We start from the raw sequence: 26,326 nt of genomic DNA, 5'->3' as shown, positions 1-26,326 counted from the left end.
ATGTCCGACGAAGTCCACCTCGACGCCAACGTCCCGGGCAACCCGGCCTACCACTTCACCATCGTGCCGGCCGGCTCGCCGGCCGCCGCCGGCTGGGCCGAGCGCGCCCCGCTGGTGCGCGGCGCCGGGCTCTCCACCCAGTGCGTCCACGCCGGCGTCCAGCCCGACCCCGCCTACGGCGCGGTCATGCCGCCCATCTACCAGACCTCCACCTTCGCCTTCCGCGACGTCTGCACCAACGCCGGCTACGACTACACCCGCAGCGGCAACCCCACCCGGGCCGCGCTGGAGGACGCCATCACCATGCTGGAGGGCGGCCAGGGGGCCACCTGCACCAGCACCGGCATGAGCGCCGTGCTGGTGGCGCTCAACCTGCTGCCCCACGGCAGCCACCTGCTCTGCACCGTCGACTGCTACGGCGGCACCTTCCGCACCCTGGAGCACGCCAAGCTGGCCTACGGGCTGGAGGTGACCTACCTGGACCTGGCCGATCTGGCGGCGGTCCGGGCCGCCCTGCGACCGAACACCCGCATGGTCTGGATCGAGACCCCCTCCAACCCGCTGCTCCGGCTCACCGACGTGCGGGCGGTGTCGGCGCTGGCCCGCGCCGCCGGCGCCCTCACGGTGGTGGACAACACCTTCCTCTCGCCGGCCCTGCAGCGCCCCTTCGAGCTGGGCGCCGACCTGGTGGTCCACTCCACCACCAAGTACCTGAACGGCCACAGCGACGTGGTGGGCGGGGCGGTGGTGGCGGCCCCCGGGCAGGTGGCGCTGGCGCAGCGGCTCCAGAGCATGAACAACCTGCTCGGCACCGCGCAGGGGCCGCACGACTGCTTCCTGGTGCTGCGCGGCCTGAAGACCCTGGTGCTGCGCATGAAGGCCCACGAGGCGGGCGCGGCGGCGGTGGCGGCCTTCCTGGCGCGCCACCCGGCGGTGGCCAGGGTCCACTACCCGGGCCTGCCCGGCCACCCGCAGCACGCGCTGGCGAAGGCCCAGCAGCGGGGCTTCGGCGGCATGCTGAGCTTCGAGCTCCAGGACGGCCGCAAGGACCGGGTGGACCACGTCCTCAGGACGCTGCGCTGGTTCACGCTGGCGGAGAGCCTGGGCGGCGTGGAGAGCCTGGTGGCCCACCCGGCCTCCATGACCCACGCCTCGATGACCCCGGAGGCGCGGCGCCGCGCCGGCATCACCGACGCGGTCATCCGGCTCTCGGTGGGCATCGAGGACCCGGCCGACCTGCTGGCGGACCTGGAGCGGGCGCTGGCCTCGCTGCCGGCCTGAGCGGCCGGGCGCGCCGGCCCCGCGCCAGAGGCCCAGGCCAGGCGCACCCTCCTCGCCGCCGCCCCAGGTCGCGGGGCGCGCGGCACCGGCTATGCTGCGCGGCTCACCGGCCACCGCCCGTTCCGACGGGGGCCTGGCTGGCTGGCAGGCCTCACACCTCGCAGGAGCCCCCATGACCCCGGCACGGCGCACCCTCCTCCGCTCCAACCTCCCGCTGGCGCTGGCGCTCACGCTGCTGGGCGCCTGCGGCGGCTCGGCTGGTCCGGCGGGCTCCGACGGGCCGAACGGCTCCACCGGGCCGACCGGCCCGGCCGGTCCCACCGGTCCCACCGGTCCCACCGGTCCCACCGGCCCGGGCGGCCCCGCGGGCCCCACCGGACCTGCCGGCGAGAACGCCTGGCTGGTCGGCCCCGGGCTGCAGGTGACGCTCTCCGACGTCGCCGTGGCGGCCGACGGCACCACCAGCGTCACCGTGGCGCTCGCGGATGCGGCCGGCCGGCCGCTCGACCGGACCGGCCTCCGCTCGCTGGGGCCGGTGGACCTGGCCTTCGTCTCCGCGGCGCTCGGCAGCCCCGGGGCCAGCGGCGAGACGGCCGCCTACACGCCCTACACCACCCGGCTCGACGCCGGGCCGGCCGGCGCCTTCCTGCAGCCGGCGGCCGAGACCTCGGGCGCGTTCGCCCAGCTCGGCGAGGGGCGCTCCCGCTACACCCTCTCGGCGCGCGGCGACCCGGCCCGCGCCGGTGCCACCCACGTCCTCCTGGCCACGGCCGGCCGCAGCTTCGACGGGCGGCGCGTCACCGCCTCCGCCGCGCTCCACTTCCGCCCGGACGGGGCGCCGCCGGCGGTTCGGCCGGGGGTCGTCGGCGACGCCGCCTGCGCCGCCTGCCACGGCACGCTGCGGGTCCACGGCGGCGCCTGGACCACCACCGAGGCCTGCGCCGTCTGTCACGGCGCCGAGTCCCGCGACGGCGACACCGGCGAGTCGCTGGAGCTCCGGGTCATGGTCCACAAGCTCCACCGGGGCCGGGACCTCCCCAGCGTGGCGGCGGGCGGGTCCTACCGCTTCGAGGACGATCTCGGCGTGACCCGCGACTACGCCCCGGTGGCCTTCCCCCAGGCCATCGGCCGCTGCACCAGCTGCCACCTGGGCGCCGGGACCTGGGCCTCCGCCCCCACCCGCGCCGCCTGCGGCTCCTGCCACGACCTGACCTCCTTCGTGCTGCCCGTCACCGCGCCCGGCCAGGTGCTGCACGGCGGCGGAGCGCTCCCGGACGACTCCAGCTGCCGGGTCTGCCACGGCGCGACCAGCGGCCTGAGCCCGGTGGTGGCGCGCCACCGGCCCGCCGTCGACACCGCCCCGCTGGTGGAGGTCACCATCCTCTCGGTGACCGGCGCCGGCCCTGGCCAGGCGCCCACCGTGACCTTCTCGGTGGCGGTGGACGGCCTGCCGCGAGACCTCCTCGCGAGCCCGCTGACGCGGCTGGCGCTCACCCTGGCCGGCCCCACCACCGACTACGCCACCGTCCTGCAGGCCACGGTGCAGGGGACCGGGGCGTCGGGCACGCTCAGCGCCACCCCGACGCCGGGCACCTACGCCTACGCGGCGCCGTTCGCGGCGACCATCCCGGCCTTCGCCACCGGCACCTACGCCGCCGTCCTGGAGGCCGCCCTGCAGCCCTCCCCGCTCGACCCCCGCGCGGCCGCCACCACCACCCCGGTCTTCTTCGCGGTGACCGACGCCGCCGCGCAGCCCCGGCGCGCGGTGGTCACCTCGGCCGCCTGTGCGGCCTGTCACCACCGGCTCGAGGCCCACGGCGGCGGCCGCAACACGGTGGAGTACTGCGCCTTCTGCCACAACCCGCTGGCCACCAACGCCCAGCGGGTGGCCCGCTTCGAGGGCGCGTCGGTGGTGGCGGCCTCGCTGGACCTGAAGGTCATGATCCACGCCATCCACCGCGGCCCCGCCCACGCCAGGCCCTACGTGCTGGGCGGCCTCCCGGCGCCCACCGCCGCCAACCCGGCCGGCACGCCCCTGGACCTCACCGGCCTCCGCTCCCCGGCCGAGAGCGTCCGCTGCGCCACCTGCCACCTGGGCGGCAGCTTCACCCTCCCGCTGGCCGGCTCGGTGCGCCCCTCCACCGAGGTGACCCTGGCCTGCAGCGAGGACCAGGCCGCCGACACCAACGCCTTCTGCGACTCGCCCTTCTTCACGGTGGCTGCCACCCGGACCATCCCGCCCACCCAGGCCGCCTGCGGGGGCTGCCACGACGCGGCCTCCACCGCCATCCACGCCGAGGTGATGACCAACGCCGCCGGCCAGGAGAGCTGCACCACCTGCCACGGGCCCGGCTCCGCCGAGGACGTGGCGCGGGTCCACGCCACGGCGCCCTGAGCGCTACGCCGCCGCCACCGCGGCCCGCCAGCGGGCCAGCATGGCCTCGCGATCGGTGGGCTTCATGCGCGGGGTGAAGCGTCGGTCCACCTGGAAGACGCGCCGCAGCTCGGCGCGCCCCGGCCAGACCCCGGCCGCCAGGCCGGCCAGGAAGGCGGCGCCGAGCGCGGTGGTCTCGATCATCCTGGGCCGCACCACCGGCACGCCCAGCAGGTCGGCCTGGACCTGCATCAGCAGGTCGTTCTGGCAGGCCCCGCCGTCCACCTTGAAGGACGGCATGGCCTGCCCCGACTCGACCCGCATGGCCTCGGCCAGGTCGAAGACCGAGAGGGCGATCCCCTCCAGCGTGGCGCGCGCCAGGTGGGCCCGGGTGGTGCCGCGGGTCAGGCCGCGGATGACGCCGCGCGCCTCGGGCCGCCAGTGGGGCGCGCCCAGCCCGGCCAGCGCCGGCGTGAAGGTGACCCCCCCGGAGTCCTTCACGCTGCGCGCCAGCGGCTCGATCTCGGCGGCGCTGCGGATCAGCCCGAGCCCGTCGCGCAGCCACTGCACCGCCGCGCCGGCGATGAAGGAGGAGCCCTCCAGCGCGTAGGCCACCTCGCCGCCCACCTCCCAGGCCACCGTGGCCAGCAGGCCGCGCGAGGAGTGGACCGGGGCCGCCCCGACGTGCTGCAGCAGGAAGGCGCCCGTGCCGTAGGTGCACTTGGCCTCGCCGCGCTCGAAGCAGGCCTGGCCGAAGAGGGCCGCCTGCTGGTCGCCCGCCAGGCCACACACCGGCAGGCCGTCCGGCAGGAACCCCAGGCCGCGGGTGGCGCCGTAGACCTCCGAGGAGGAGCGGATCTCCGGCAGCGCGGCGCGCGGCGCGCCGAGGAGCGAGCAGAGGCCGTCGTCCCAGCGCCGGGTGGCGAGATCCATGAGCAGGGTGCGGCTGGCGTTGGACACGTCGGTGACGTGGACCGCCCCGCCGGTGAGCCGGAAGGTGAGGAAGCTGTCGATGGTGCCGAAGCACAGGTCGCCGGCCTCGGCCGCCGCCCGCGCCCCCTTGACGTGGTCGAGCAGCCAGCCGAGCTTGGTGCCGGAGAAGTAGGGGTCGAGCACCAGGCCGGTCTTCTGCCGGATCCAGGCCTCCCGGCCGGCCGCCTTGAGCGCGGCGCAGGCGTCGGCGGTGCGCCGGTCCTGCCAGACGATGGCCCGGTGCACCGGCCGCCCGGTGGTGCGGCGCCACAGCCCGGTGGTCTCGCGCTGGTTGGTGATGCCGATGGCGGCCACGTCGCGGCCGCGGGCGCCGGCCTGGCGGAGCGCCGCGGCGACGGTGGCGCGCACCGAGCGCCAGATGTCCTCGAGGTCGTGCTCCACCCAGCCTGGCCGCGGGAAGTGCTGCGGGAACTCCCGGTTGACCCGGGCCTTGACGCCCAGCTTCCGGTCGATGAGCAGCGCGGTGGTGCCGGTGGTCCCCTGGTCGATGGCGAGCACGTATCTGGACACCCTGGCCTCCTGGCGCGCCGTCGGGGGGCGCGCTCCGCCCAGCCTCGCTGCCCGGGCGGACCGGCCGCCCCCTGCCACACCCTACGATCGCACCTTGGCGCCGGGCCGGCGCGCCGCCCTGGGCGCCCCGGCCAGGGCCCGCGGCCGCCGCGCCGCCTGGGTCGGCGCGCCCGGCACCCTGAGCCCGTCCAGGAAGGCCAGCGCCTCGGCGGCGCAGCGCTCCCGCTCCACGTCCACCCCCACCAGGTGCCAGCTCTCCGGCAGCACCACCACCGGGGCCGGCCCGCTCCCCAGCCGGCGCGCCAGCCGGCGGGCGCCGGCCAGGGTGACGGTGTGGTCCTGCCCGCCGGCGATCACCAGCGCCGGCGCGGCCACGCCCGGGACCACCCGGTCCACGAAGGCCGCCAGCGCCTGCAGCTCCGCCACCGCCGCCAGCGGCACGCCGTCGAGGCAGGGGTTGCGCCGCCGCATGTCCGCGTCGGCCACGTCGGAGCCGGAGCCCTTGGGCACCACGGTGCGCCACAGCAGGCCGCTGCGCCCCAGCAGCCCGGCCAGCCGCCCGGGCGCCTTCAGCTCCAGCGCCGGCGCCAGCAGGACGAGGCCGTCCACCTGCTCCGGGTGCTCGTGGGCCAGGGCGCAGGCCACCAGCGCCCCCATGGAGCAGCCGGCCACGAAGGTGCGGCGCGCGCCGGCCAGGCGGTCGAGGTCGCGGCGCGCCTTGGCCACCCACTCGGTCCAGGGCACGCCCACCAGGTCGCCCGGCGCCCCGCCGTGGCCCGCCATCACCGGGGCCAGGCAGCGGTGGCCGGCCGCCGCCAGGGCCAGCGCCAGGTGGTGCATCTCGAAGGTGGAGCCGGTCAGGCCGTGCAGCAGCAGCACCGCGTCGGGGCCGCCCTCGAGCTCGAACTCGCGCCCCCGCGCCATGGCGTCGAGGACCTGCGCGGGTGGGGAGGCGGTGGTGGTCACGGGTCTCGCGGGGCGGCCCGACATGGTGCTACGACACGGACATGTCCGACAAGCCCTCCCCGCCGCCGCACACCGTCCAGCTCCAGATCGAGATCGACCCGGCCGTGGCCAACGGGGTGTTCGTCAACATGGCCATGGTGAACCACACCGACACCGAGTTCACCCTGGACCTGGTCTACATCCAGCCGCAGCAGCCGCGCGCCACCGTGCGGGCCCGCGCCATCACCACCCCCAAGCACATGAAGCGGCTCATGCTGGCCATCCAGGACAACCTGCGCCGCTACGAGGAGCGCTTCGGCGCCATCGACCTGGGCGACGCGCCGCACTTCCCGGGCGGCGTGGTCAACTGATGCCCCCGGCCGGCGCGGCGCCGGGCGCGCCAGGCCGCCAGCCCGGGGCGGTGCGCGTCGGCTGCCCCCTGTCCGGCGCCAGCTTCGACCTGCCGCCCGCCCCGCGGGTGGTGAGCCTGGTCTCCTCGGCCACCGAGGTGCTCGACGCGGTGGGGGCGCGCCACCTGCTGGTGGGGGTCACCCCGTACTGCGCCCGCTACGTGCCCGGCCTGGCCGCGCCGGTGGTGGCCGACTACCTGGTGGCGGAGCCCGAGGCGCTGCGCGCGGTGCGGCCCGACCTGGTGGTGGCCACCGACGGCGTGCAGCTGCCGCTGGCCCGCCGGCTGGCCGCGGCGGGCCTGCCGGTCTACGTGCTGCCGGTGCCCTCCTCGCGCTTCGGGCTGCTGGAGAACGCGGTGGTGCTCGGCGCGCTCACCGGCCGCCTGCCCGAGGCGCGCGCCCTGTGCGACCGGCTGGAGCGGGAGGCGGCCGCCCTGGTCGCGGCGGCCCCGGCGCCCAGGCCGCGGGTCTACGCCGAGCTCTGGTTCGGCCACCACGCCCGCCGGCCCGGCGGCCGCTCCTTCGTGCACGACCTCATCACCCTGGCGGGCGGCGAGCACGTCTTCGGAGGCCGCCCAGACGCCTACGCCCCGCTCGACCTCGAGGCGGCGGCGGCGGCGCGGCCGGAGGTGGTGGTGGTCTTCTCCGAGCCCGAGTTCCCGGTGGACGCCGCGGCCCTGGTGGCGGCGCGCGGCTGGACCGCCGCCTTCGCCCCGCGGGTGGTGGTCTCCACCACCGAGCGCGGCAAGAACCTCATCCAGGACGGCCCCTCGCTCCTGGAGACGGCGCGCTGGCTGGCGGCCGAGCTCCGCCCCCGGTAGCGGCGGGCGGGCGGCGCGCCGGCCCTCCTGGCATGGCCCTCCCAGGGGGCTGCGAAGGCGCCGCCGGGTCCTCGCGGAGCCGCCCGCGCCACCCACCCTTGGCGTGGTGCGGGGCTGCCTTCCGGGAGTCCGTTGTCCGCGGTCAAGGGTTTCGCCGCTGGAGCGGGCACACTCGCCCCTGCGACCCGCACCTGGCACCTCCGCGCCGGCGTGCCAGGGAAGCACGGGTGGCCGATGTCCCTGGCGGCTGGTGCCCAGCACGATCCCGCGGCGGCGCCCCGGCCCGCCGGCCGGCGGGGGCCGCCCGCCGCCTACCTGGTGGCCGCCGCCGCGACCCTGCTGGCGTTCGGGCTCCGGCTGGCGCTGGCCGACTACCTCGGGCCGCCGTACCTCCTCTTCTTCCCGGCGGTGGCCCTCTCGGCCATCCTGGGCGGCTTCCGGGCCGGGCTCACCTCCGCAGCGCTCGCCGGGATCCTCACGGCGGCCTTCATCCTGCCGGCTGGGTGGATGGGCGGCCCGCACGTCGCGCGCGAGGCCGGGGGCCTGGCCGCCTTCCTGGTGGTCTCGACCCTCCTCTCCGCCCTGGCGGGCCGGTACCGCCTGGGGCAGCGCACCATCCGCGCGCTCGAGGTGGAGCGGGCGCGGCGGGAGGGCGAGGCCCGCTTCGGCAACCTGGCCGACGCGGCGCCGGTGCTGATCTGGATGGCCGGCGTCGACGGGGGAGGCACCTGGTTCAACCGGACCTGGCTGGAGTTCACCGGCCGCCTCGCGGCGCAGGAGCTCGGCGACGGCTGGGCCGGGGGCGTCCACCCCGAGGACCGCCCGGGCTGCCTGGCGCTCTACCGCGACCACTTCGCCCGGCGGGCCCCGTTCACCATGGAGTACCGGCTGCGGCGCCACGACGGCGCGTACCGCTGGGTCTCCGCCACCGGGTCGCCGCGCCTCGACGAGCGCGGCGCTTTCGCCGGCTACCTCGGCGCCTGCCTCGACCTCACCGAGCGGCGGGAGGCCGAGGAGGCGCTGCGGCTCAACCAGGAGCGGCTCGACCTGGCGCTGCGCTCCGGCAGGCTGGGGCTCTGGGACCTCGACTTCGCCACCGACCAGGCCTGGCGCACGCTGCAGCACGACCGGATCTTCGGGTACGAGACGCTCCTGCCGACCTGGGGCGTGGGCGACGCGCTCCGGCACGTGGTCCCCGAGGACCGGCCGATCTTCGAGCGGGCCTTCGCCGAGGCCTTCGCCACCGACCACTTCCACTACGAGCTGCGCATCCACCCGGAGGGCCAGCCGCTCCGCTGGATCGCCGCGGACGGAGAGATCTCGCGGGACGCCGCCGGGCGGCCCAGCCGCATGCGCGGCACGGTGGTGGACGTCACCGAGCGCAAGGAGCTGGACGCGCGCGCCGCCCGCGCCGAGCGGCTCTCGGCGGTCTCCACCCTGGTGCGCGGCATGTCGCACGAGATCAACAGCCCGCTGGCCTGCGTGGTGTCGAACCTCGACGTGGCCCGCGAGCAGGTGGACTCGGTCTCGGCCCTGGCCGTGGAGGCCTGGCGCCACGACGGGCACGCCCCGCTGGCCGAGGTCCAGGAGGCGCTGGCGGACGCCGCGGCCAACGCCGACCGCATCAAGCTGATCGTGAAGGACATGACCACCTTCCTGCCGCAGCAGCACCGCGTCGAGCGGCGCGCCGACCCGGCCGCGGCGCTGCAGGTGGCGCTCGAGCTGGCCGAGGAGGAGCTCCGGCCCTGCGCCGCCGTGACCCTGGCGGTGGCGGCGCTGCCCGACCTGGCCGTGAGCCGCGAGGAGCTCATCCAGGTCTTCTTCAGCCTGCTCGCCAACGCCGGCCAGGCCACCGGGAGCGGGCCCAACCGGGTCCACGTGGCGGGCGCGCCCGGGCCGCCCGGGTGGGTCACCTTCACCATCGCCGACAGCGGGGTCGGCATGACGCCTTTCGTGCTGCAGCACGTCTTCGAGCCGTTCTTCACCACCCGGGGCGTCGGGCGCGGCAAGGGGCTCGGGCTCCCGCTGTGCCGCGGGGTGGTCGACTCGGTGGGCGGCCACCTCGCCTTCCAGAGCGAGGTGGACCAGGGGACCACCGTGACCGTCAGGCTGCCGGCCTGCCCGACCCCGCCGGCGTGAGCCGCGCCGCGGGGTGGGCGGGCGAGGCGAGGCGACCGGGACCCCGCCCGCGCGCGTCCGCCGGGCGGCCCCCGGTCCGCCGCCTGAACGCCCGTCTCCCTCCCGCCGCGCCTGATCACGGGCGCTTGGCGCCGGCACGCCGCCTGCTCTCCCCGCTCCCGTGCGCGCCGCGCACGCAGCACCAACCTGCAGGGAGCGACCATGAGCGACACCACCCCGCCGGCCGGCGGCAAGCGGCTGGCCGTCTACGCCATCAACGAGAAGGACGGCGACCGCGCCAGCTGGTGGCAGCGGATCGGCCAGGCCTTCACCAACCGCGACGGCAGCATCGCCATCTACCTCGACGCCCTGCCGCTCGGGACCAACAAGCTGCAGGTCCGCGAGCAGCGCGACGAGGCCCGCCCCGGCGCGCCCGGCCAGAACGGGGCCCAGCGCGGCGCCGGGGCCGAGGAGGTGCGCCCGTGAGCCGCCTCCTGCGCGCCCTGGTGGCGGCCGGGTGCCTGCTGGCCGCCCTGCCCGCGCTGGCCGCCAAGAAGCCCCTGGCGCCAGGCGACCGCATCGACCTGAACCGCGCCAGCGTCACCGAGCTGATGCGGCTGCCCGGCGTCGGGCAGAAGAAGGCGCAGGCCATCGTGGCCCACCGCGGCAAGCAGCCCTTCGCCCGGCCCGAGGACGTGGTGGCGGTGAAGGGGCTCGGGCCGTCGTGGTTCGCCAAGGTGAAGCCGCACCTGACCGCCGGCGGCGCCGCCCCGGCCGCGGCCGCGGCCTCCGCGAAGAAGTGAGCGTCGTCGAGGCCGCCCCGCCGGCGCGCAAGGTCCTGGAACCTCCCTCCTTTCCCAGGGCCGGGCGCGCCGCGCGGGGCGCCTCACCCCTCGCTCGCCTTGACTCGGCCCGTGGGCTCCGGTACCGAGGTCCCTGCAGCACCCGCTCGGAGGAACAGGGAAGTCCGGTCGAATGCCGGCGCGGTCCCGCCACTGTAGCCGGGGAGAAGTCGCCTCCAGGGTTGTCACCACTGCCGCGGCCAGCACACGCGGTGGGAAGGTGGGAGGCGGCGAGCGGCGACGGAGCACCCGTCGTGCGCGGCCCCGGGAGCCAGGAGACCTCCCTTCGAGCAGGCCACGGCCCGTGCCGTGGTCGTGGCGGTTGACGCGTCCGAAGGAGACGCGCGGCGTTGAGCTCGACCTTGGTCCCAAGGGGCGCGTGCGCCCTCGTGCTGTCGTTCGCCCTCGGCGCCTCCGCCGACGAGCCGCCCGTCCTCATGGACGAGCTGGTCGTCCGGCTGCCGCGCGCCGAGGCGGCCGGCGATCCCACCGCCTCGGCCACCGTGGTCGAGGCGCGGCGCTTCGCCGGCGAGGCCAAGGACGTGGCGGCCCTGGTGGCCACCGCGCCGGGCGTGGCGGTCAACGAGTACGGCGGGCTGGGGCAGCTCAGCACCGTGTCCATCCGTGGGTCGATGGCCAGCGGCGTGCTGGTGCTGCTCGACGGCCTGCCGCTCGACGGCGGCAGCGGGGCCGGCTCCGACCTCTCCGCCATCCCGCGCCACTGGGTCGATCGGCTGGAGGTGGTGCGGGGCGCCGAGGGGGCCCACTTCGGCGCCGGCGCGCTGGCCGGCGTGGTGAACGTGGTGACCCGGCGGCCCCGCGGCGGCGACTGGTCGGCCGAGGCGGGCGCTGGCTCCTTCGGGACCCTCTCCGCGGCCGGCGACGGCGGGGTGGCGGCCGGCGCCTGGACCCTGCTGGCCGCGGGCTCGTTCGACGGGACGCAGGGCGACTTCCCCTACCGCTTCGACGAGCGGCCCGAGATCTCCGGCGATCCGCTCCTGGCGCGCCGCCGCGAGAACAACGGGGCCTGGCGAGGCGGCCTGCTGCTCAAGGCCTCGCGGCCGGCCGGGGCCGGGCGCCTCGACCTCCTGGCCCAGCTCTCGGCCGGGCGCCGCGAGCTGGCCGGCAGCCCGTACCTGCTCACGCCGCGCGACTGGCAGGAGGACGGCCGGGCGCTGGTGTCGGCCCGCCTGGGCGGCCTGGCGCTCCGCCCCGGCCTGGCGAGCGCGCTCCGGCTCCACGGGCGGCTCGACCAGCTCACCGCCAGGCTGCAGGGCGCGCCCACCGCCTTCACCCAGCGCGGCGCCGGCGGCGGCGCCGAGGGCGAGCTGACGCTGGCGCACCCCGGCGGCCAGGCCCGCCTGGCGCTCTCGGCCGGCGCCGAGGCCCTGGCCTCGGAGGGGCCGGGCGGGGACCGGCGCCGCGCCTCGGCCGCGGCCTCGCTCTCCGACGACCTCGCGCTGGCGGGCGGGCGGCTGCGGCTGGCGCCGGCGCTGCGCGCCGAGGTGGTGGGGCCGTTCTCCGGCCTCTCAGCCAAGCTCGGCGCCAGCCTCTCCCTGGCCCCGGCGCTCCGGCTGCGCGCCAGCGCCGGCCGCTCCTTCCGCGCGCCCAGCTTCGCCGAGCTCTACCTGACGCAGGGGCTGGCCAGCCCGAACCCGGACCTCCGTGCGGAGCGCGGCCTGGCCGGAGACGCGGCGCTGGTCTTCGACGGGGCGCCCGGGCTGCTGAGCCTGGGCGGCTTCGTCCAGCTCTACCAGGACCTCATCCTCTACCAGCGCGCCTCCTTCGAGCAGTTCAAGCCCTTCAACGCCGGGAAGGCGGCGGTCTCTGGCCTGGAGGCCGAGGTGGCCACCACCCCGGCGCCGGCGCTGCTCGGCCTGACCGGCTCGGCCAGCTACACCCTGCTGGTCACCGAGAACCTGCGCGCCGGCGAGGAGGCGCTGGGCAAGTGGCTGACGCTCCGGGCGCGCCACCGGCTCTACGCCCGCGCCGCCATCGCCCCCGGGCCGCTCGACCTGCACGTCGAGCTGCACCACGTGGGGCGCCAGTTCAAGGACCCGGGCAACACCAGGGTCATCCCGGCCGCCACCGTGGTGAGCGCCGGCGGCTCCGTCCGCCTGGCGCGCAGCCCCGCGGTCCGCCTCCACCTCGAGATCGAGAACCTCGCCGACGACCGCGCCCTGCAGGACGGGCTCGGCAACCCCCTCCCTGGCCGGCTGGTGATGGTCACCCTCCGCGCCCAGGGCACCGCACCCGAAGGAGCCCCATGACCCACCGCCCGCTGGCCGCCGCACTCCTCCTGTCGCTCGGCCTGGCCGCCTGCAGCTCGGAGCTCACCTGCCCGGCTGGACGGGTGGACTGCGGCGGCGCCTGCACCGCGCTCGAGACCGACGCGGCCCACTGCGGCGCCTGCGGCGCCCCCTGCGCCACCGGCCAGTTCTGCAGCGCCGGGGCCTGCCTGGCCGGCGCGCCGGACGCGGCCGGCGTGCAGGTGGCCTGCGGCGCCACCGACGAGGTGATCCCGCGCACCGCCACCCTGGGCCCGGCCGGCCCGAGCCGGGGCGTCAGCCCGGGCCCCACCGCCCTGGCCACGCTCGGCGGGGTGGTCGTCTCGGCCTCCGGGTACCCGGCCGCCACGGTGGACTACCTGTCGGCCGACCTGCGCGTCACCGCCCCGGTCCACCGCGTGCCGCTGGCCGGGAGCGACCTGCAGGGCGTCGCCGTCCACCAGGGGGCGGTCTTCGTGGCCAACTCGGGCGTCGGCACGCTGGTGGTCCTCTCCCCCGGCGGCGCGGTGCTCGACGAGATCCCGGTGGGCGACACCCAGACCGGCCCCAACCCGCGCGGCCTGGCCTTCGTGGGCTCCTCCGCCTACGTGGCCCTGGGCGGCAGCAACGACCTCTCCGGGCAGGCGGTGGCGGTGGTGGACCTGGCCGGCCTGCCGGCCTGCCTGGCCGAGACGGCGCCGCCGGCCTGCGGCGCCGGCGGCGGCTGCGCCAGCGGCCGTCACTGCGTCGACGGCGCCTGCCGGCTGCCCTGCGGCGCGCTGGCCCGCACCATCGATCTCAAGGCCGTGCCGGGCGCCGCCGACGCCCCCGGCGCGCCGTTCCCGTCGCGGGCGCTGGCGGTCGGGAGCACGGTCTACGTCACGCTCGGCAACCTCAAGTTCGCCGACTTCGGCGGCGGCTTCGACGGCTGGTTCGAGCCGGCCGGCAGCGGCCGGCTGGCCGTCATCGACACCGCCGCCGGCGACGCGGTCAGCGTGCTCGACCTGGGGGCCTCCTGCGGCAACCCGGGCGGCCTGGCCGTGGCGGGCGAGCGGCTCTTCGTGGCCTGCGGCTCGCTCTCCTTCGCTGCGGCCTGGCCCCCGCGCCTGCAGCCGGTGTCGCTGGCCGGGGCCCCCGCCCTGGAGCCGGCGCTCGATCCGTCGCCGGTCGTGCCCAATGGCGTCGTCATCTGCGGCGGCGTGGGCTACGTTCCCGACATGGCCACCGGAGCGGTGCGGCGGTTCGACGTCGGGACCGGCGCCTTCGAGCCCCCGGTCGAGGTCTGCCCGCTCTCGGGCGGCCAGTTCCCCTTCGCCTACGTCTCGGACCTCGTCTGCGCCCCGTGATCGCCGCCCGGGCCTGCGCCGCTGCCCTGCTCCTGGCCGCCGCCGCCGCGGGGAGCGCCGCGACCGTGACCGCGACCTCGACCTCGACCCCGACCTCGACCCCGACCCCGACCTCGACCACGACCTCGACCCCGGGTTCCGCTCTCCCTCTCCCCTCCGGGGAGAGGGCCGGGGTGAGGGGCGCCCCCGCGACCGCGACCGCGACCCCGACCCCGACCCCGACCCCAACCTCGACCCCCGCCGCCCTGTCCTCCTCCGGCCGCGGGGCCTCGCAGGGCGGCGCCATCTGGATCGGGGCGCCGCCGCGCCGCCCGGCCCGCCGCATCATCACCCTGGCCCCCAGCCTCACCGACGTGCTGGTGGCGCTCGGCGCCACCGGCCGGGTGGTGGGCGTGACCCGCGTGGACCGCGCCCCCGAGGTGGCGGGGCTGCCACGGGTGGGCGGCTTCCTGGACCCCAACCCGGAGATCATCCTGGGCCTGCAGCCGGACCTGGTGCTGTGGGTCACCGACGGCGGCGCCCTGGCCGCCGTGCGCCGGCTGGCCGAGCTGGCCGACGGGGCCTTCCCCATCCTGGCCATCCCCATCATCACCGTGGCCGACGTCTCGGCGGCGGCCCGGCTGACCGGCGAGGCCATCGGCGACCCGGCCGGCGGCGCGGCGCTGGCGGACCGGCTGGACGCCGCGGTCGAGCGGCTGCGCGGCCGCGCCGCCGGGCTTCCGCGCAAGCGGGTGCTCTTCGTGGTGGGGCGCGATCCCCTGGTGGTGGCCGGCCCCGGCAGCTTCCCGGACGAGCTGCTGCGGCTGGCCGGCTGCGACAACGCGGTGGGCGGGGTCCGCCCCTGGCCGGTCTACCCGGTGGAGCTGGCGGTGGGCGTGAACCCGGACCTGGTGATCGACGCCGCGCTCGACGAGCCCCCCGAGGGGCTGGCGCGCCTGGCCGCGGTGCCGGCGGTCCGGGCCGGTCGGGTGGTGCGGCTCTCCAGCGACGCCCTGCTGCGCGCCGGCCCGAAGATGATCGCGGCGCTCGACGAGCTCTTCCTGGCGCTGCACCCGGAGGCCGGGAGGTGACCGGCCTCGGCCGCGGCCGGCTGCTGCTGGCGCTGGGCCTGGGCCTCTCGGCCATCGCCGGCGCGGTGGCCCTCTCGTGCCTGCTCGGCCCGCAGCCGGTGTCGCTGGCCGACGCCCTGGCCGGGGTGGAGCCCCACCGCGCCATCGTGCTCGGCCTGCGCCTGCCGCGCGCCCTGCTGGCGGCGCTGGTGGGCTTCGCCCTGGCGGCGGCCGGCACCGCGCTGCAGGCGCTGCTGCGCAACCCGCTGGCCGAGCCCTTCGTGCTGGGCGTCTCCGGCGGCGCGGCGCTGGGCGGGGCGCTGGTGCTGCTGGCGTCGGTGGGGCTGGCCGGCGTGGCCGGGCCGGCCGGCGCCCTGCTCGGCTCGGCGCCGCCGGTGGTGCTGGGCGCGGTGCTGGGGGCCATCCTCTCCACCCTGCTGGTCTTCGGCCTGGGGCGCATCGGCGGGCGGCTGGTGCCGGAGGCGGCGCTGCTGGTGGGCATCGTCTTCAACGCCTTCGTGGCCGGCGTCATCACGCTGCTCAAGATGCTGGTCCCGCCGGAGCAGGCCGCCCGGCTGCTCTACTGGCTGATGGGCGCCATCGGCTACGAGCCGCCCGGCACGCTGCTGGTCGGCGCGCTGGTCATCCTGGCCTCGGTGGGGACCCTCGGGCTGCTCTCGGCGCGCCTCAACCTGCTCACCCTGGGCGACGAGGAGGCGGCCACGCTGGGGGTGGACGTGCGCCGGGTGCGGACCCAGGTCTTCTTCGCCGCCTCGGCCGCCACCGGCGCGGCGGTGGCGCTGGCCGGCCTGGTGGGCTTCGTGGGGCTGATCGTGCCGCACCTGGTGCGGCGGGTGGTGGGCCCGGACCACCGCCTCCTCCTGCCCGCCTCGGCCCTCTTCGGCGCCGCCTTCCTCACGCTGGCCGACGCCCTGGCCCGCCTGGCCTTCCTGCCGCTCGGCACCGAGCCGCCGGTGGGCGCCGTCACCGCCTTCGTGGGCGGGCCCTTCTTCCTGTGGCTGCTGCGCCGCTCCACCCGCCGCGAGGCCGAGGCGCTGCCGTGAGCCCGGTCCACCTGCCCGGCCCGCCCTGGCCCGACCCCATCGTGGCGGTGGCGGACGCCCACTTCGCCTACGGCGCGCGCCCGGCCGTCGACGGCGTCACCTTCACCGCCCGCGAGGGCGAGTTCGTCGGCCTGCTCGGCCCCAACGGCGCCGGCAAGTCGACCCTGATCCGGCTGGTGGCGGGCCTGCTGGCCCCCTCGGCCGGCACGGTGCGGCTGGCCGGCCTCGACCCGCACGCCGCGCCGCGCCGCCTGGTGGCGCAGGTCTGCGCCCTGGTCCCGCAGGAGCCGCGCCTCGACTGGCCGTTCACCGTCCGCGAGGCGGTGATGATGGGGCGGGCGGCGCACCAGGGGCTGCTGGCCATCCCGGGCCGGTACGACACCGGCGCGGTGGAGGGGGCGCTGGCCGCCTGCGACCTGGGTCACCTGGCCGGTCGGCGGGTCGACGCGCTCTCCGGCGGCGAGCGGCGGCGGGTCTTCTTCGCCCGGGCGCTGGCGCAGGAGCCGCGGGTGCTGCTGCTCGACGAGCCGACCGCCTTCCTGGACCTGGCCCACCAGGTGGCCGCCATGCAGATGGCCCGGGTGGCGGCCCGCGGCGGCCTGTGCGTGGTGGCGGTGCTGCACGACCTCAACCAGGCCGCCGCCGCCTGCGACCGGCTGGTGGTGATGGGCGCCGGGAAGGTGGTGGCCGAGGGGCCGCCGGCCGAGGTGCTGACGGCCGAGCGGGTCCGGCAGGTCTGGGGCGTGCCGGTGTGGCGCGGGCAGAACGGCGCCACCGGCGCGCCGGTGGTGCTGCCCACCGGCGGGACCGGGACGCCGGGCCGCTGAGGCGCGGCGCCGCGCGGTATGCTGCCGGCCCCTCGAGGACGTCCGCCATGAAGCTCACCCTCGGCATCTCGCCCTGCCCCAACGACACCTTCATCTTCGACGCCCTGGTGAACGGGCCGGTGGCAGCCGAGGGGCTCGAGCTCGAGGTGGTCCACGAGGACGTGCAGACGCTCAACGAGTGGGCGCTCGAGGGGCGGCTCGACGTCACCAAGCTCTCCTACGGGGTCCTGCCCAGGGTGGCCCACCGCTACGCGCTGCTGGAGGCGGGCGGCGCGCTCGGCGAGGGGGTGGGGCCGCTCCTGGTGGCGCGCCCTGGCGCCGCCGCCTTCGATCCGGCCACCGCCCGCGTGGCCATCCCGGGGCGGGACACCACCGCCCACCTGCTCTTCTCCCTGGCCTACCCGGCGGCGGCCCACAAGGTCTTCCAGGTCTTCTCCTCCATCGAGGCGGCGGTCCTCTCCGGCGAGGTGGACGCCGGCGTCCTCATCCACGAGGGGCGCTTCACCTACGCGGCGCGCGGCCTGGCCAGGGTGCTGGACCTGGGGGAGCACTGGCAGCGCGTCACCGGCGCCCCCATCCCGCTGGGCGGCATCGTGGCGCGGCGCACCCTCGACCTCACGGTGCGCCGGCGGGTGGACGCGGCGGTGCGCCGCAGCCTGGAGCACGCCCGGGCCCGGGGCTCCGGCCTCTCCGCCTACGTGCGGGGCCACGCCCAGGAGCTGGACGAGGCGGTCATGCGGCAGCACGTGGACCTCTACGTCAACGGCTACTCGCTGGGGCTCGGCGAGGCGGGCCGGCGGGCCGTGGCGCGGCTGCTCACGGTCTGGGCGCAGGTCAACCCGGGCCAGCCCGCGCCGCCGGACGTCTTCTCCGAGCCCGCCGGCGCGCCCACGCCCTGAGCGGGCCCTGGGAGGCGGCGGTCAGGGCTCCAGGAACTGGAGCTTGAGCGTCAGGCCCAGCACCCGCGCGTTGGCGGCGTCGAGCGACTGCCGGTAGCCGAAGTCCAGCCCCACCCCGCCCCGCGTCACCAGCCCGGCGCCGGCGCACCACCAGGTGGTGTCGAGCGTGTCGTCCACCAGGTAGCCGGCGCGCAGCGGCACCAGCGCGCCGAGCAGCACCTCCAGGCCGGCCCCGTAGCGGTTGGTGGTGACGGCCTTGCCGGTCACCGGGTGGCGCACCCGGTCGAGGTCGGCGCGCCAGTCGAGGGTGAGCTTCACGGAGGTGTCGCTGCCGAGGGCCAGGCCGGCCGCCACGGCGCGCGGCGCCACCTGCGGGTGGCCGATGGGCAGCAGGTTGAAGCCGGCGGCGCCCACCGAGATGAGGTCGCTGACCGCCCAGAAGAGGCCGACGTCGGCGGTGACGGCCTGCGTCCGCACGCTGGTGGCAGGCCCCGAGGGTGGGGAGGTGGTGGTGGAGAGGTCGTAGTAGCGCAGCTGCGCGCCCAGGTAGAGCGAGTCGGCGATGGCGCCGGCCAGCCCGCCCACGAAGAGGTTGCCGCGCTGCGCCCCCTCCGTCGAGCGGACCCAGGCCAGCGAGGCGGCCGCCGGCGCCGAGATCGAGTCCACCACCGAGGCGCCCAGGTACTGGCCCGCCGAGTCGGCGCCGCGCCGGTCCACCAGGAAGAGCGACTCGATGGAGTAGCGGCGCTGCACCGCGGTGGCCGCCGGGTTGACGAACAGGCCGTCGTTGCCCGAGACCACGCCGGTGGCGCCGGCCAGCCCCAGGGTGCGCGGCCCGGCCAGGTCCGCGACCCCGCCGGGGGGCGGCGTGGCCGGACGGGCCGGGGCGGCGACGAGGAGGCCGAGGGCGAGGAGCAGGGGGCGGGCGCGCACGGGGCGACCATAGCGGCGCGCCGACGCCGGTGCAAAAGAGTGGTGGTATCGTGCGCCCCCATGGCGAAGCCCATCCGCAAGGCGGTCATCCCGGCAGCAGGCCTCGGCACCCGCTTCCTCCCGGCCACCAAGGCCGTCCCCAAGGAGCTGCTGCCCATCGTCGACACCCCGACCATCCAGTACATCGTCGAGGAGGCGGTGGCGGCGGGGGTGCGCGACGTCATCCTGATCTGCGCCCGCGGCAAGGACTCCATCGTCGACCACTTCGACCTGGCGGCCGAGCTGGAGGCCAACCTGGAGCGCACCGGGAAGCTGGAGCTGCGCAAGCAGATGCGCGCCATCGCCCGGATGGCCAACGTGGTGACGGTGCGGCAGCAGGAGCCGCTCGGGCTGGGGCACGCGGTGCTGTGCGCCAAGGCCCTGGTGGGCGACGAGCCCTTCGTGGTGATGCTGGGCGACGACATCATCGACGCCGCCGTGCCGGCCACCCGCCAGCTCACCGACTGCTACCAGCGCCACGGCAAGGGCACCATCGCGCTCATGGAGGTGCCGCCCGAGGAGACCAGCATGTACGGCATCGCCGCCGGCACGGCCCTCGACGCCCGCACCACCCGCATCGAGCGGCTGGTGGAGAAGCCCAGGAAGGACCCGCCCTCCAACCTGGCGGTCATCGGGCGCTACGTCCTGCCGCCGCGCATCTTCGAGCTGCTGGAGCAGGTGAAGCCCGGCGTGGGAGGCGAGATCCAGCTCACCGACGCCCTGGCCGTGCTGGCCCGGGAGGAGGGGCTGCTGGGCTACCGGTTCGAGGGCGATCGCTACGACGCCGGCGACCGCTTCGGCTACCTGAAGGCCAACATCGCCTTCGCGCTCAAGCGCCCGGAGATCGCGGCGCCGCTGCGCGAGTACCTGAAGGGGATCCTGTGAGGTCTGGCCGGGGCGCGCCGCTGGCGCTGGCGCTGCTCCTGGCCCCCGCCGCCGCGCCCGCCTACGTCCTGCCGCCGTCCGCGGTGGTGGCCAAGGTGGCCGAGCGGCGCGCCGCCTTGCAGGTGGGGGCGGTGGAGGTGACCGGCACGCTCGAGCTGAGCGGCCCGGCCCTGGCCCGGCTGGGGGCGCTGGCCCCGCCGGCCGGCAGCCTCAGCATGCCGGCCCGCGTCCTCTGGAAGACCCCGGGCAAGGTGCGGCTGGAGCTGCAGCCGGCCGACGCCGCCGAGCCCGAGCGCCCCTTCGCCGCGCTGCGCGACGACCGGCTGCGCGGCCAGGGCGGCCTGGAGGCCACCCCCGCCGCCGCCGCGCTGCTGCGGGCGCTGGCCGCCCTGGTGGCCTTCACGCCCGGGGCCGACGGCCGGTGGCTGGCCGAGGCGCTGGTGCGGCGGGGCGTCACGCTGGACGAGGCCGCGCTGGCGCGCTTCAACGGCCGCATCGCGCTGGTGCTGGGCGGCCGGGCGGCCAGCCCGAGGCCGCTGGTCTACGTGGACAAGGATGGCTACCTGCCGCTCAGGCTGCTCTCGCAGGAGGGCGGCGCCCGCCTCGACGTCCGGCTCATCGACTGGGGCTCGGCCACCGGCGGCGACTGGTTCCCCCGGGTGGCCGAGGTCTGGGACGGCCCGGCGCTGCTGCTCCGCTTCACCACCGCCAGGGCCGCCGCCAGACCCGGGCTGCCCGAGGCGCTCTTCTAGCGCCGGCCGAGCCGGACCGGCGCGTCGCCCGTGGGGCCGCAGCGCCCGCCGCCGCAGCCCGCCGCCGCCGCGTCCGGTGGCTCGAGCGGGTCCAGGCCGATCCACTCGCCCACCACCGCCGCCAGGAAGCCCACCTCGCGCCGCGCGCCCACCTGCAGGAGCGGCCGGCGGATCAGGCCCGGCTCGGCGAGCAGGAGCGCCAGCGCCTCGGCGGCCGCCAGCCGCTCCGGCGCCACCTCCCCCGACCTCACCCTGGGTGCGGTGCGGTTGAACCACTCGGGCACCGGGGCGCCGGCCAGGAAGGGCAGCAGCGCCTCCACGGTCCAGGGGTGGGTGAGGAGGTCGCGCACCTCGACCTGGTGGCCGGCGGCGCGCAGCAGCGCCAGCTGCCGCTCGTTCCCCCCGCAGCCGGGCTTCCCGTAGAAGATGACGTGGGCCATGTGGGGCGTCGCTTGCCAGGGGCGTGCCGGGGGGGCGTGACGGCCGTCGATCCCAGGCGCGTCGCGCCCTTGCCGCCCCGGTGCGCGCCCGCCGCGCCTCCGGCTGCCCGCGCCGCGGGCAGGGACCGGCCCGACCCGGCGGCCCGGAGTCCGCCCGGGGCCCGTCCGGCCCGCCTGCTAGACTCCGCCGGTGCTCGTCGAGGTCGCCGTCGCCGCCGCGGTCCGCGGCACCTTCACCTACCGCGTGCCGACGCACCTCGCCGCCGAGGTGGCGCTCGGCCAGCGCGTCGCCGTGCCGTTCGGCAAGAGCAAGCGGGCCACCGGCTACGTGGTGGGGTTCCCCACCGCGCCGCCGGCCGGGTTCGAGCTCCGCGACGTGGTGCAGGTCCTCGACGCCTTCCCGCCCTTCACGCCCCGCCTGGTGGAGCTGCTGCGCTGGGCCGAGGCCTACTACCTGGTGCCCCCCGGCGAGCTGCTGCGGGCCGCCCTGCCCCCCGGGCTCAACACCCGCGGCGGGGCCGAGACCCCGGGGCGCCGCCAGGTGGAGTTCGCCGCGCCCGCCCCCGGCGCCGCCGACGCGGTGGCGCTGCTGGCCCGCGCCAAGGCGCAGCGGGCGGTGCTGGAGTACCTGCTGGTGCGCGGCCGCATCCCGGTGGACGAGCTCAAGGCGGCCTTCCCGGCCGGCCGCGCCGCCCTGACGGCCCTGGCCCGGCGCGGGCTGGTGCTGCTCGACGCCGAGACGCCGGTGGCGGTCAGCGGCATCCTCGAGGCCGCCGACCGGGCCGTGACCCTCACGCCCGACCAGGCGCGCGCGCTCTCCGAGCTGACGGCCGCCTCGGGCGCCTTCACCACCTTCCTGCTGCACGGGGTGACCGGCTCCGGCAAGACCGAGGTCTACCTGCAGGCCATCGCGCGGGCCCGCGCCGCCGGCAAGGGGGCGCTGGTGCTGGTGCCGGAGATCGCGCTGACCCCGCAGCTGGCCGGCCGCTTCCGGGCCCGCTTCGGCGACGAGGTGGCGCTGCTGCACTCCGGCCTCTCCGACGCCGAGCGCCACGCCGAGTGGCTCCGGCTGCGCCGCGGCGAGGCGCGCATCTGCGTGGGGGTGCGCAGCGCCATCTTCGCCCCGGTGGAGGAGCTGGCGGTCATCGTGGTGGACGAGGAGCACGAGGGCAGCTTCAAGCAGGAGGACGGGCCGGCCTACCACGCCCGCGACCTGGCGGTGGTGCGCGGGCGGCTGGAGGACGCGGTGGTGGTGCTGGGCTCGGCCACCCCGTCGCTGGAGACGCTGGAGAACGCCCGGCGCGGCCGCTACCGCACCCTCTCCCTGCCGGTGCGGGTGGACGACCGCCCCATGCCGCGGGTCGAGCTGGTGAACCTGACCGGGGCGCGGCGCGGCGGCCGGGCGCCCGCGCCCGGCATGATCTCCCCGGCGCTGGCGGCGGCGCTCGACGAGACCCTGCTGGCCGGGCAGCAGTCGATCCTCTTCCTCAACCGGCGCGGCTACCAGTCGCTGGTGCTGTGCGAGGCCTGCGGCGCCGAGGCCCGCTGCCCCGACTGCGCCGTCTCGCAGACCCACCACGCGCGGCGCGGCCTGCTCCTGTGCCACTACTGCGGCCGCAGCGAGCCGATGACCGGCCTGTGCCCGGCCTGCGGCGGCCTGCGCTTCGGCATCGGCGTGGGCACCGAGCAGGTGGAGGAGGCGGTGCGGGCGCTGCTGCCCAGGGCGCGGGTGGCGCGGCTCGACCGCGACACGGTGACCACCGCCGACGAGACCGCCGGCGTGCTGGCCCGCTTCGCCAGGCGCGAGCTCGACGTGCTGGTGGGCACGCAGATGGTCACCAAGGGGCACGACTTCCCAGGGGTCACGCTGGTGGGGGTGGTGCTGGCCGACACGGCGCTGGCGCTGCCCGACTTCCGCGCCGGGGAGCGGACCTTCCAGCTGCTGGCGCAGGTGGCCGGGCGGGCCGGGCGCGGCGCCGACGCCGGCCGGGTCCTCATCCAGACCTTCAACCCGCGCTCACCGGCCATCGCCCGGGCGGTGGCGCACGACTACGCGGGGTTCGCCGAGGAGGAGCTGGCGCGGCGGCAGTCCCTGGGCTACCCGCCCTACGTGCGGCTGCTGGCGGTGCGGGTGGAGGGCTCGGACGAGGGGGCGCGGCGCACCGCCGAGGCGCTGGCCCACGCGGCCCGGCCGGCGCTGGCGCCCGGCTCGGCGCTCATCGGGCCGGCGCCGGCGGCCATCGAGCGGATCCGCGGCAAGAGCCGCTGGCACCTGCTGGTCCGCGCCCCCGACCACGCCGCGCTCATGCGGGTCCACCGGGCGCTGGCCCGCGTGGCCCACCGCCCGCCGGGCGGCGCGGCGGTCCGCTTCGACATGGACCCCTACTCGATGATGTAGGGCCGGCCGTCCGCGTACCGTCCGATATCGCGCCCCGACGTGTCGATGGTGCGTGCGCAAGCTTGCTGCACCCTGGTGCCCGATCCATCATCGCGGCCCGTGGCCCGGCTCCTCCTGGTGGACGACGACATCGCCGAGATCTCGGCCGTCAAGCGCGTGCTGGCGCGCGCCGGCCTGTCGCCGGTGCTCGCCACCAACGCCTCCGACGCGCAGGCCGCCATGGGGCAGCGGCTGCCCGACCTCCTGGTGGTGGGCGCCACCTGCGAGGGGGGCGAGGCGCTGGCCCTGGTGGCGCGCCTGGAGGACGACGAGGCCACCCGCGGGCTGCCGCTGCTGGTGCTGGGCACCGGGCCGGGCGTGCCGGCCCACGCGGTGACGCTGCCGCGCCCGGTCGATCCCGCCGCGCTCGCCGAGCAGGTGCAGGCGCTCCTGGCGGCGGGGCGGAGGGTGGTGGTCGAGGAGACCGCGGCCCCGACCTGGACCCCGGCCCCGACCGCGACATGGACCCCGGCCCCACCCGCTCCCTCCCCGCGCCTCCCCTTCGAGCGGCGCGGTCCGCCCATCGAGCTGCCGAAGCCGCTGGAGCGGCGCTCCAACCCCTCGGATCCGGCCAGGGCGCGCCAGGCCGCCGCCGAGGCGCTGCGCGCCCGGGCCGAGGAGCTGCGCCGCTCGCCGGAGGAGAGCCCGAGCCCTGCCGCGGCGGAGGCCGCCGCGGGGCTCGACGCCCTCTTCGAGCTGGAGCCGCCCGCCGGGGTGGATCCGGCGGCGAGGGTCGACGAGCCGTCGCCGGCGCCCGGGAGCGCTGCGGGCCGGCAGGCGGCGCCCGACGCCGATCTGCCGCCTGCTCCACCCGCCACCTGGGACGCCCCGGCCGGCGCCGCGGTGGAGGAGCCGCTGGCGGAGACCCCCTTCGACCTGCCGCCCGACCTGCCGCTCACCTCGGCCATGTTCGAGGAGCCGCAGCCGGACCTCGCGCCCGACGCGGCCGGACCCACGCCCATCGCGCCCGCCGGTCTGGCCCACCAGCCGCCGGCGCCGGACCAGGCGGCGCCGCGCCGCCTGCTGGAGGAGGCGGAGGATCGGGCCCGCGCCGAGGAGACCCTGGCGGCCGAGGCCGAGGCCCGCAGCGCCCGGCAGGTGGCCGCGGCGCAGGCGCAGCAGGAGGCGCAGGCCCGGGAGGACGCCGCGGCGCAGGCCGAGGCCGAGCGGCTGGCCGGGGAGGCCGCGGCGCGCCGCAGCCAGGCGGAGGAGCGGGCCCGCGTCGAGGCGGCCCGCGCCGAGGCCACCCGGCGCGCCGAGGAGGAGGCCAGCCGCGCCAGGCAGGCGGAGGCCGCGGCGCGCGACGAGGCCGAGGCCCGGCAGCTGCTCGAGGCGGAGCTGGCCCGGCTGCGCGCCCAGCTCGACGCCGACCGCGCCGCCCACCGGAGCGAGCTCGAGGACACCCGGGCCCGCGTCGCCGCCGAGGCCGAGGCGGTGGCGGAGCTCCGGGTCCACCAGGCCAGCCAGGCGGGGCGCGCCGCCGCCGAGGAGGCGGCCGCCGAGGCGGCGCGCGCCACCGAGCAGCAGGTGGAGGCGCGCGCCAGCGCCGCGCTGGAGGCGCTGCGGGCCCGAGCCGAGGCCGAGGCGGCCGGCCGGGCCGAGGCCGAGGCCGCGCTGGCCCGGCTCTCCGAGGAGGCCGACCGCCTGGCCGCCGAGCGGGCCGCGCTGGTGGAGGCGGCGTCCGCCGCCACCGCAGCCGCCGCCCTGGCCCCTCCGCGCGGGCCGCGAGACGAGCCCTCCCGCGACCCGTCGGCCGAGCCCGAGCCCGACGGGGCGCCCGATCCGCTGCCCGACGCGCGGCAGGAGGCGGCGCGGCGCCGCGCCCTCTCGCTCCGGCCGCGTCACGAGCAGCCCGCCCCGGCCCGTCCCGGGCCCGATCCCGAGGCGCCGCCGGCCGATCCGGCCCCGGCGCCCGACCTCACCCCCTCCCCGCCTCCGCCCGCACCCCCTCCGGCCGAGCTGCTCGGCGGCGCCCTCGACGACCTCACCGCCCCGCGCCTGCTGGCGCTGGCGGCCCGGGCCCGGCTCGACGGCCGCCTCGACGTGACCGGCCACTCGGTGCGCAGCCTCTGGTTCGAGGGTGGGCGGGTGGTGGGCGCCGCCTCCGGCGCCTCCGGCGAGCGGGTCGAGGAGGTGGCCCTCAGGCTCGGCCTGCTCACCCGCGAGCAGCACCGCCAGGTGGCGTCCTCGGCGGCCGCGTCCCCGAGCCGGCGGGCGGCGCTGCTGCTGGTGGAGCGCGGGTACCTGAAGCCGGCCGAGCTGACCGGCCTGGTGCGCCGCCGCACCGAGGAGGTGGTGTTCGGCATCTTCGGCGAGGCGGGCGCGCGCTTCGAGTGGTCGCCCGAGGTGGTGCCGGGCGACGAGCGCGTGGCGCCCGACCGGCCCACCCTGGCGCTGGCCGTGGAGGGGGTGCGCCGCCGCTGGCTGGCGCAGCGCGCCGACGCGGTGCTGGGCGGCCCGGCCTCGCTGCTCGCGCCCACCGCCGCCCCGCCCGCCACCGCCGAGCTCGGGCTGAGCGCCGAGGAGCGGCGGACGCTCGAGCTGGCCGACGGGCTGCGCACGGTGGACGAGCTCCTGGCCAGCAGCCCGCTCGACCCGCTGTCCGCCCGGCAGCTGCTGGCGGCGGCGGTGCTGGTGGGCGCGCTGGGAGTCCGGGTGGTGCAGGCCGGGCGGCCCTCGGCGCAGGTGGCCGAGGCCATCGACCTGGCCCGGGTGCGCGAGAAGCTCGAGCAGGTCCGGCGCGCCGACTACTTCACCATCCTGGGCATCGGCCGGGGCTGCACGCCCCACGAGGTGCGCGAGGCGGCCGACCGCCTGCTGGCCGAGCTCGGCCCCGAGCGGTTCCACGGGTCGAAGGAGGCCGGGCTCGAGGCGCGCCTCGCCGAGATCCGGCGCGTGGTGGGCGAGGCCCGCGAGGTGCTGGCCGACGACGCGCTCCGCGCCGAGTACCTGCGCGGGCTGCCGAGCTAGGGCCTTAGGCGCCTACTCGGGGATCTTCAGCTTCTGCCCGGGCTTGATGAGGTTGGGATCGCTGAGCTGGTCGCGTCCCGGGATCCCCCTACCCGGTGGGGTCGGCAGGCGACCAGCACCCGGC

Annotated in this window: 21 protein-coding genes and 1 riboswitch; of the genes, 17 read left to right on the top strand and 4 right to left on the bottom strand. The window is 77.7% G+C overall.

The window, feature by feature from the left end; translation table 11 throughout:
* Nucleotides 1-1,281, top strand: coding sequence for a PLP-dependent transferase (locus tag IPO09_04755; GenBank protein MBK9516662.1), 1,281 nt, complete (start codon nucleotides 1-3; stop codon nucleotides 1,279-1,281).
* Nucleotides 1,282-1,453: 172 nt separating this feature from the next.
* Nucleotides 1,454-3,676, top strand: a complete 2,223-nt coding sequence (locus IPO09_04750; protein ID MBK9516661.1) for an OmcA/MtrC family decaheme c-type cytochrome — start codon at nucleotides 1,454-1,456, stop codon at nucleotides 3,674-3,676.
* Nucleotides 3,677-3,679: 3 nt separating this feature from the next.
* Here the strand turns inward: IPO09_04750 and glpK are convergent, their stop codons facing one another.
* Entirely contained in the window at nucleotides 3,680-5,158 is a 1,479-nt protein-coding gene (gene glpK, locus IPO09_04745; protein MBK9516660.1) for a glycerol kinase GlpK, read from the bottom strand.
* A gap of 81 nt (nucleotides 5,159-5,239) precedes the next feature.
* Nucleotides 5,240-6,082, bottom strand: a complete 843-nt coding sequence (locus tag IPO09_04740; protein ID MBK9516659.1) for an alpha/beta fold hydrolase — start codon at nucleotides 6,080-6,082, stop codon at nucleotides 5,240-5,242.
* A gap of 83 nt (nucleotides 6,083-6,165) precedes the next feature.
* Here IPO09_04740 and IPO09_04735 point away from each other — a divergent pair, with 83 nt between their 5' ends.
* From IPO09_04735 to IPO09_04685, 11 genes are all read left to right on the top strand, one after another.
* Nucleotides 6,166-6,474, top strand: a complete 309-nt coding sequence (locus IPO09_04735; GenBank protein ID MBK9516658.1) for a DUF3467 domain-containing protein — start codon at nucleotides 6,166-6,168, stop codon at nucleotides 6,472-6,474.
* A complete protein-coding gene (locus tag IPO09_04730) occupies nucleotides 6,474-7,334 on the top strand; it encodes an ABC transporter substrate-binding protein (GenBank protein MBK9516657.1) in 861 nt (286 codons plus the stop codon). The genes IPO09_04735 and IPO09_04730 overlap by 1 nt, the downstream gene beginning before the upstream one ends.
* A 234-nt stretch (nucleotides 7,335-7,568) precedes the next feature.
* The gene (locus IPO09_04725; GenBank protein ID MBK9516656.1) at nucleotides 7,569-9,473 is read left to right on the top strand and encodes a PAS domain-containing protein; all 1,905 of its coding nucleotides are present in this window, start codon (nucleotides 7,569-7,571) and stop codon (nucleotides 9,471-9,473) included.
* 201 nt (nucleotides 9,474-9,674) lie between these two features.
* Nucleotides 9,675-9,938, top strand: a complete 264-nt coding sequence (locus tag IPO09_04720; GenBank protein MBK9516655.1) for a hypothetical protein — start codon at nucleotides 9,675-9,677, stop codon at nucleotides 9,936-9,938.
* Nucleotides 9,935-10,255, top strand: a complete 321-nt coding sequence (locus IPO09_04715) for a helix-hairpin-helix domain-containing protein (GenBank protein MBK9516654.1) — start codon at nucleotides 9,935-9,937, stop codon at nucleotides 10,253-10,255. Before IPO09_04720 ends, IPO09_04715 begins: the two co-directional genes overlap by 4 nt.
* Nucleotides 10,256-10,408: 153 nt before the next feature.
* Nucleotides 10,409-10,576: riboswitch (cobalamin riboswitch) on the top strand.
* Nucleotides 10,577-10,731: 155 nt separating this feature from the next.
* Complete coding sequence (locus IPO09_04710; protein MBK9516653.1) at nucleotides 10,732-12,564, top strand: TonB-dependent receptor; 1,833 nt, start codon at nucleotides 10,732-10,734, stop codon at nucleotides 12,562-12,564.
* Entirely contained in the window at nucleotides 12,561-13,907 is a 1,347-nt protein-coding gene (locus tag IPO09_04705; GenBank protein ID MBK9516652.1) for a hypothetical protein, read from the top strand. Before IPO09_04710 ends, IPO09_04705 begins: the two co-directional genes overlap by 4 nt.
* A gap of 173 nt (nucleotides 13,908-14,080) precedes the next feature.
* A complete protein-coding gene (locus tag IPO09_04700; GenBank protein MBK9516651.1) occupies nucleotides 14,081-14,977 on the top strand; it encodes an ABC transporter substrate-binding protein in 897 nt (298 codons plus the stop codon).
* Complete coding sequence (locus tag IPO09_04695) at nucleotides 14,974-16,020, top strand: iron ABC transporter permease (GenBank protein ID MBK9516650.1); 1,047 nt, start codon at nucleotides 14,974-14,976, stop codon at nucleotides 16,018-16,020. Before IPO09_04700 ends, IPO09_04695 begins: the two co-directional genes overlap by 4 nt.
* A gap of 11 nt (nucleotides 16,021-16,031) precedes the next feature.
* Nucleotides 16,032-16,847 (top strand): ABC transporter ATP-binding protein, encoded by an 816-nt coding sequence (locus IPO09_04690; protein MBK9516649.1) that lies wholly within the window; start codon nucleotides 16,032-16,034, stop codon nucleotides 16,845-16,847.
* A gap of 47 nt (nucleotides 16,848-16,894) precedes the next feature.
* The gene (locus tag IPO09_04685) at nucleotides 16,895-17,746 is read left to right on the top strand and encodes a 1,4-dihydroxy-6-naphthoate synthase (protein MBK9516648.1); all 852 of its coding nucleotides are present in this window, start codon (nucleotides 16,895-16,897) and stop codon (nucleotides 17,744-17,746) included.
* Nucleotides 17,747-17,767: 21 nt separating this feature from the next.
* Here IPO09_04685 and IPO09_04680 read toward each other — a convergent pair whose 3' ends face one another.
* Nucleotides 17,768-18,679, bottom strand: coding sequence for a hypothetical protein (locus IPO09_04680; GenBank protein MBK9516647.1), 912 nt, complete (start codon nucleotides 18,677-18,679; stop codon nucleotides 17,768-17,770).
* A gap of 60 nt (nucleotides 18,680-18,739) precedes the next feature.
* Here IPO09_04680 and galU point away from each other — a divergent pair, with 60 nt between their 5' ends.
* Both galU and IPO09_04670 read left to right on the top strand, forming a co-directional pair.
* The gene (gene galU / locus IPO09_04675) at nucleotides 18,740-19,603 is read left to right on the top strand and encodes a UTP--glucose-1-phosphate uridylyltransferase GalU (GenBank protein MBK9516646.1); all 864 of its coding nucleotides are present in this window, start codon (nucleotides 18,740-18,742) and stop codon (nucleotides 19,601-19,603) included.
* A gap of 20 nt (nucleotides 19,604-19,623) precedes the next feature.
* A complete protein-coding gene (locus IPO09_04670) occupies nucleotides 19,624-20,355 on the top strand; it encodes a hypothetical protein (GenBank protein ID MBK9516645.1) in 732 nt (243 codons plus the stop codon).
* On the opposite strand, the gene IPO09_04665 is transcribed toward IPO09_04670, so the two are convergent.
* Complete coding sequence (locus IPO09_04665; protein MBK9516644.1) at nucleotides 20,352-20,795, bottom strand: hypothetical protein; 444 nt, start codon at nucleotides 20,793-20,795, stop codon at nucleotides 20,352-20,354. The two genes, IPO09_04670 and IPO09_04665, sit on opposite strands and share 4 nt — an antisense overlap.
* Before the next feature lie 190 nt (nucleotides 20,796-20,985).
* Here IPO09_04665 and priA point away from each other — a divergent pair, with 190 nt between their 5' ends.
* Nucleotides 20,986-23,193 carry a primosomal protein N' gene (priA, locus tag IPO09_04660; protein ID MBK9516643.1) on the top strand — a complete coding sequence of 736 codons (2,208 nt, stop codon included), beginning with the start codon at nucleotides 20,986-20,988 and terminating at the stop codon, nucleotides 23,191-23,193.
* A 45-nt stretch (nucleotides 23,194-23,238) separates the two neighbouring features.
* Nucleotides 23,239-26,202 carry a DUF4388 domain-containing protein gene (locus IPO09_04655; GenBank protein MBK9516642.1) on the top strand — a complete coding sequence of 988 codons (2,964 nt, stop codon included), beginning with the start codon at nucleotides 23,239-23,241 and terminating at the stop codon, nucleotides 26,200-26,202.
* Nucleotides 26,203-26,326 lie beyond the last annotated feature (124 nt).

The organism is Anaeromyxobacter sp. (genome assembly GCA_016718565.1).
Taxonomy (GTDB): domain Bacteria; phylum Myxococcota; class Myxococcia; order Myxococcales; family Anaeromyxobacteraceae; genus JADKCZ01.
The sequence above is the reverse complement of the archived record's forward strand: the minus strand, read 5'-3'. Positions and strand labels throughout refer to the sequence as shown.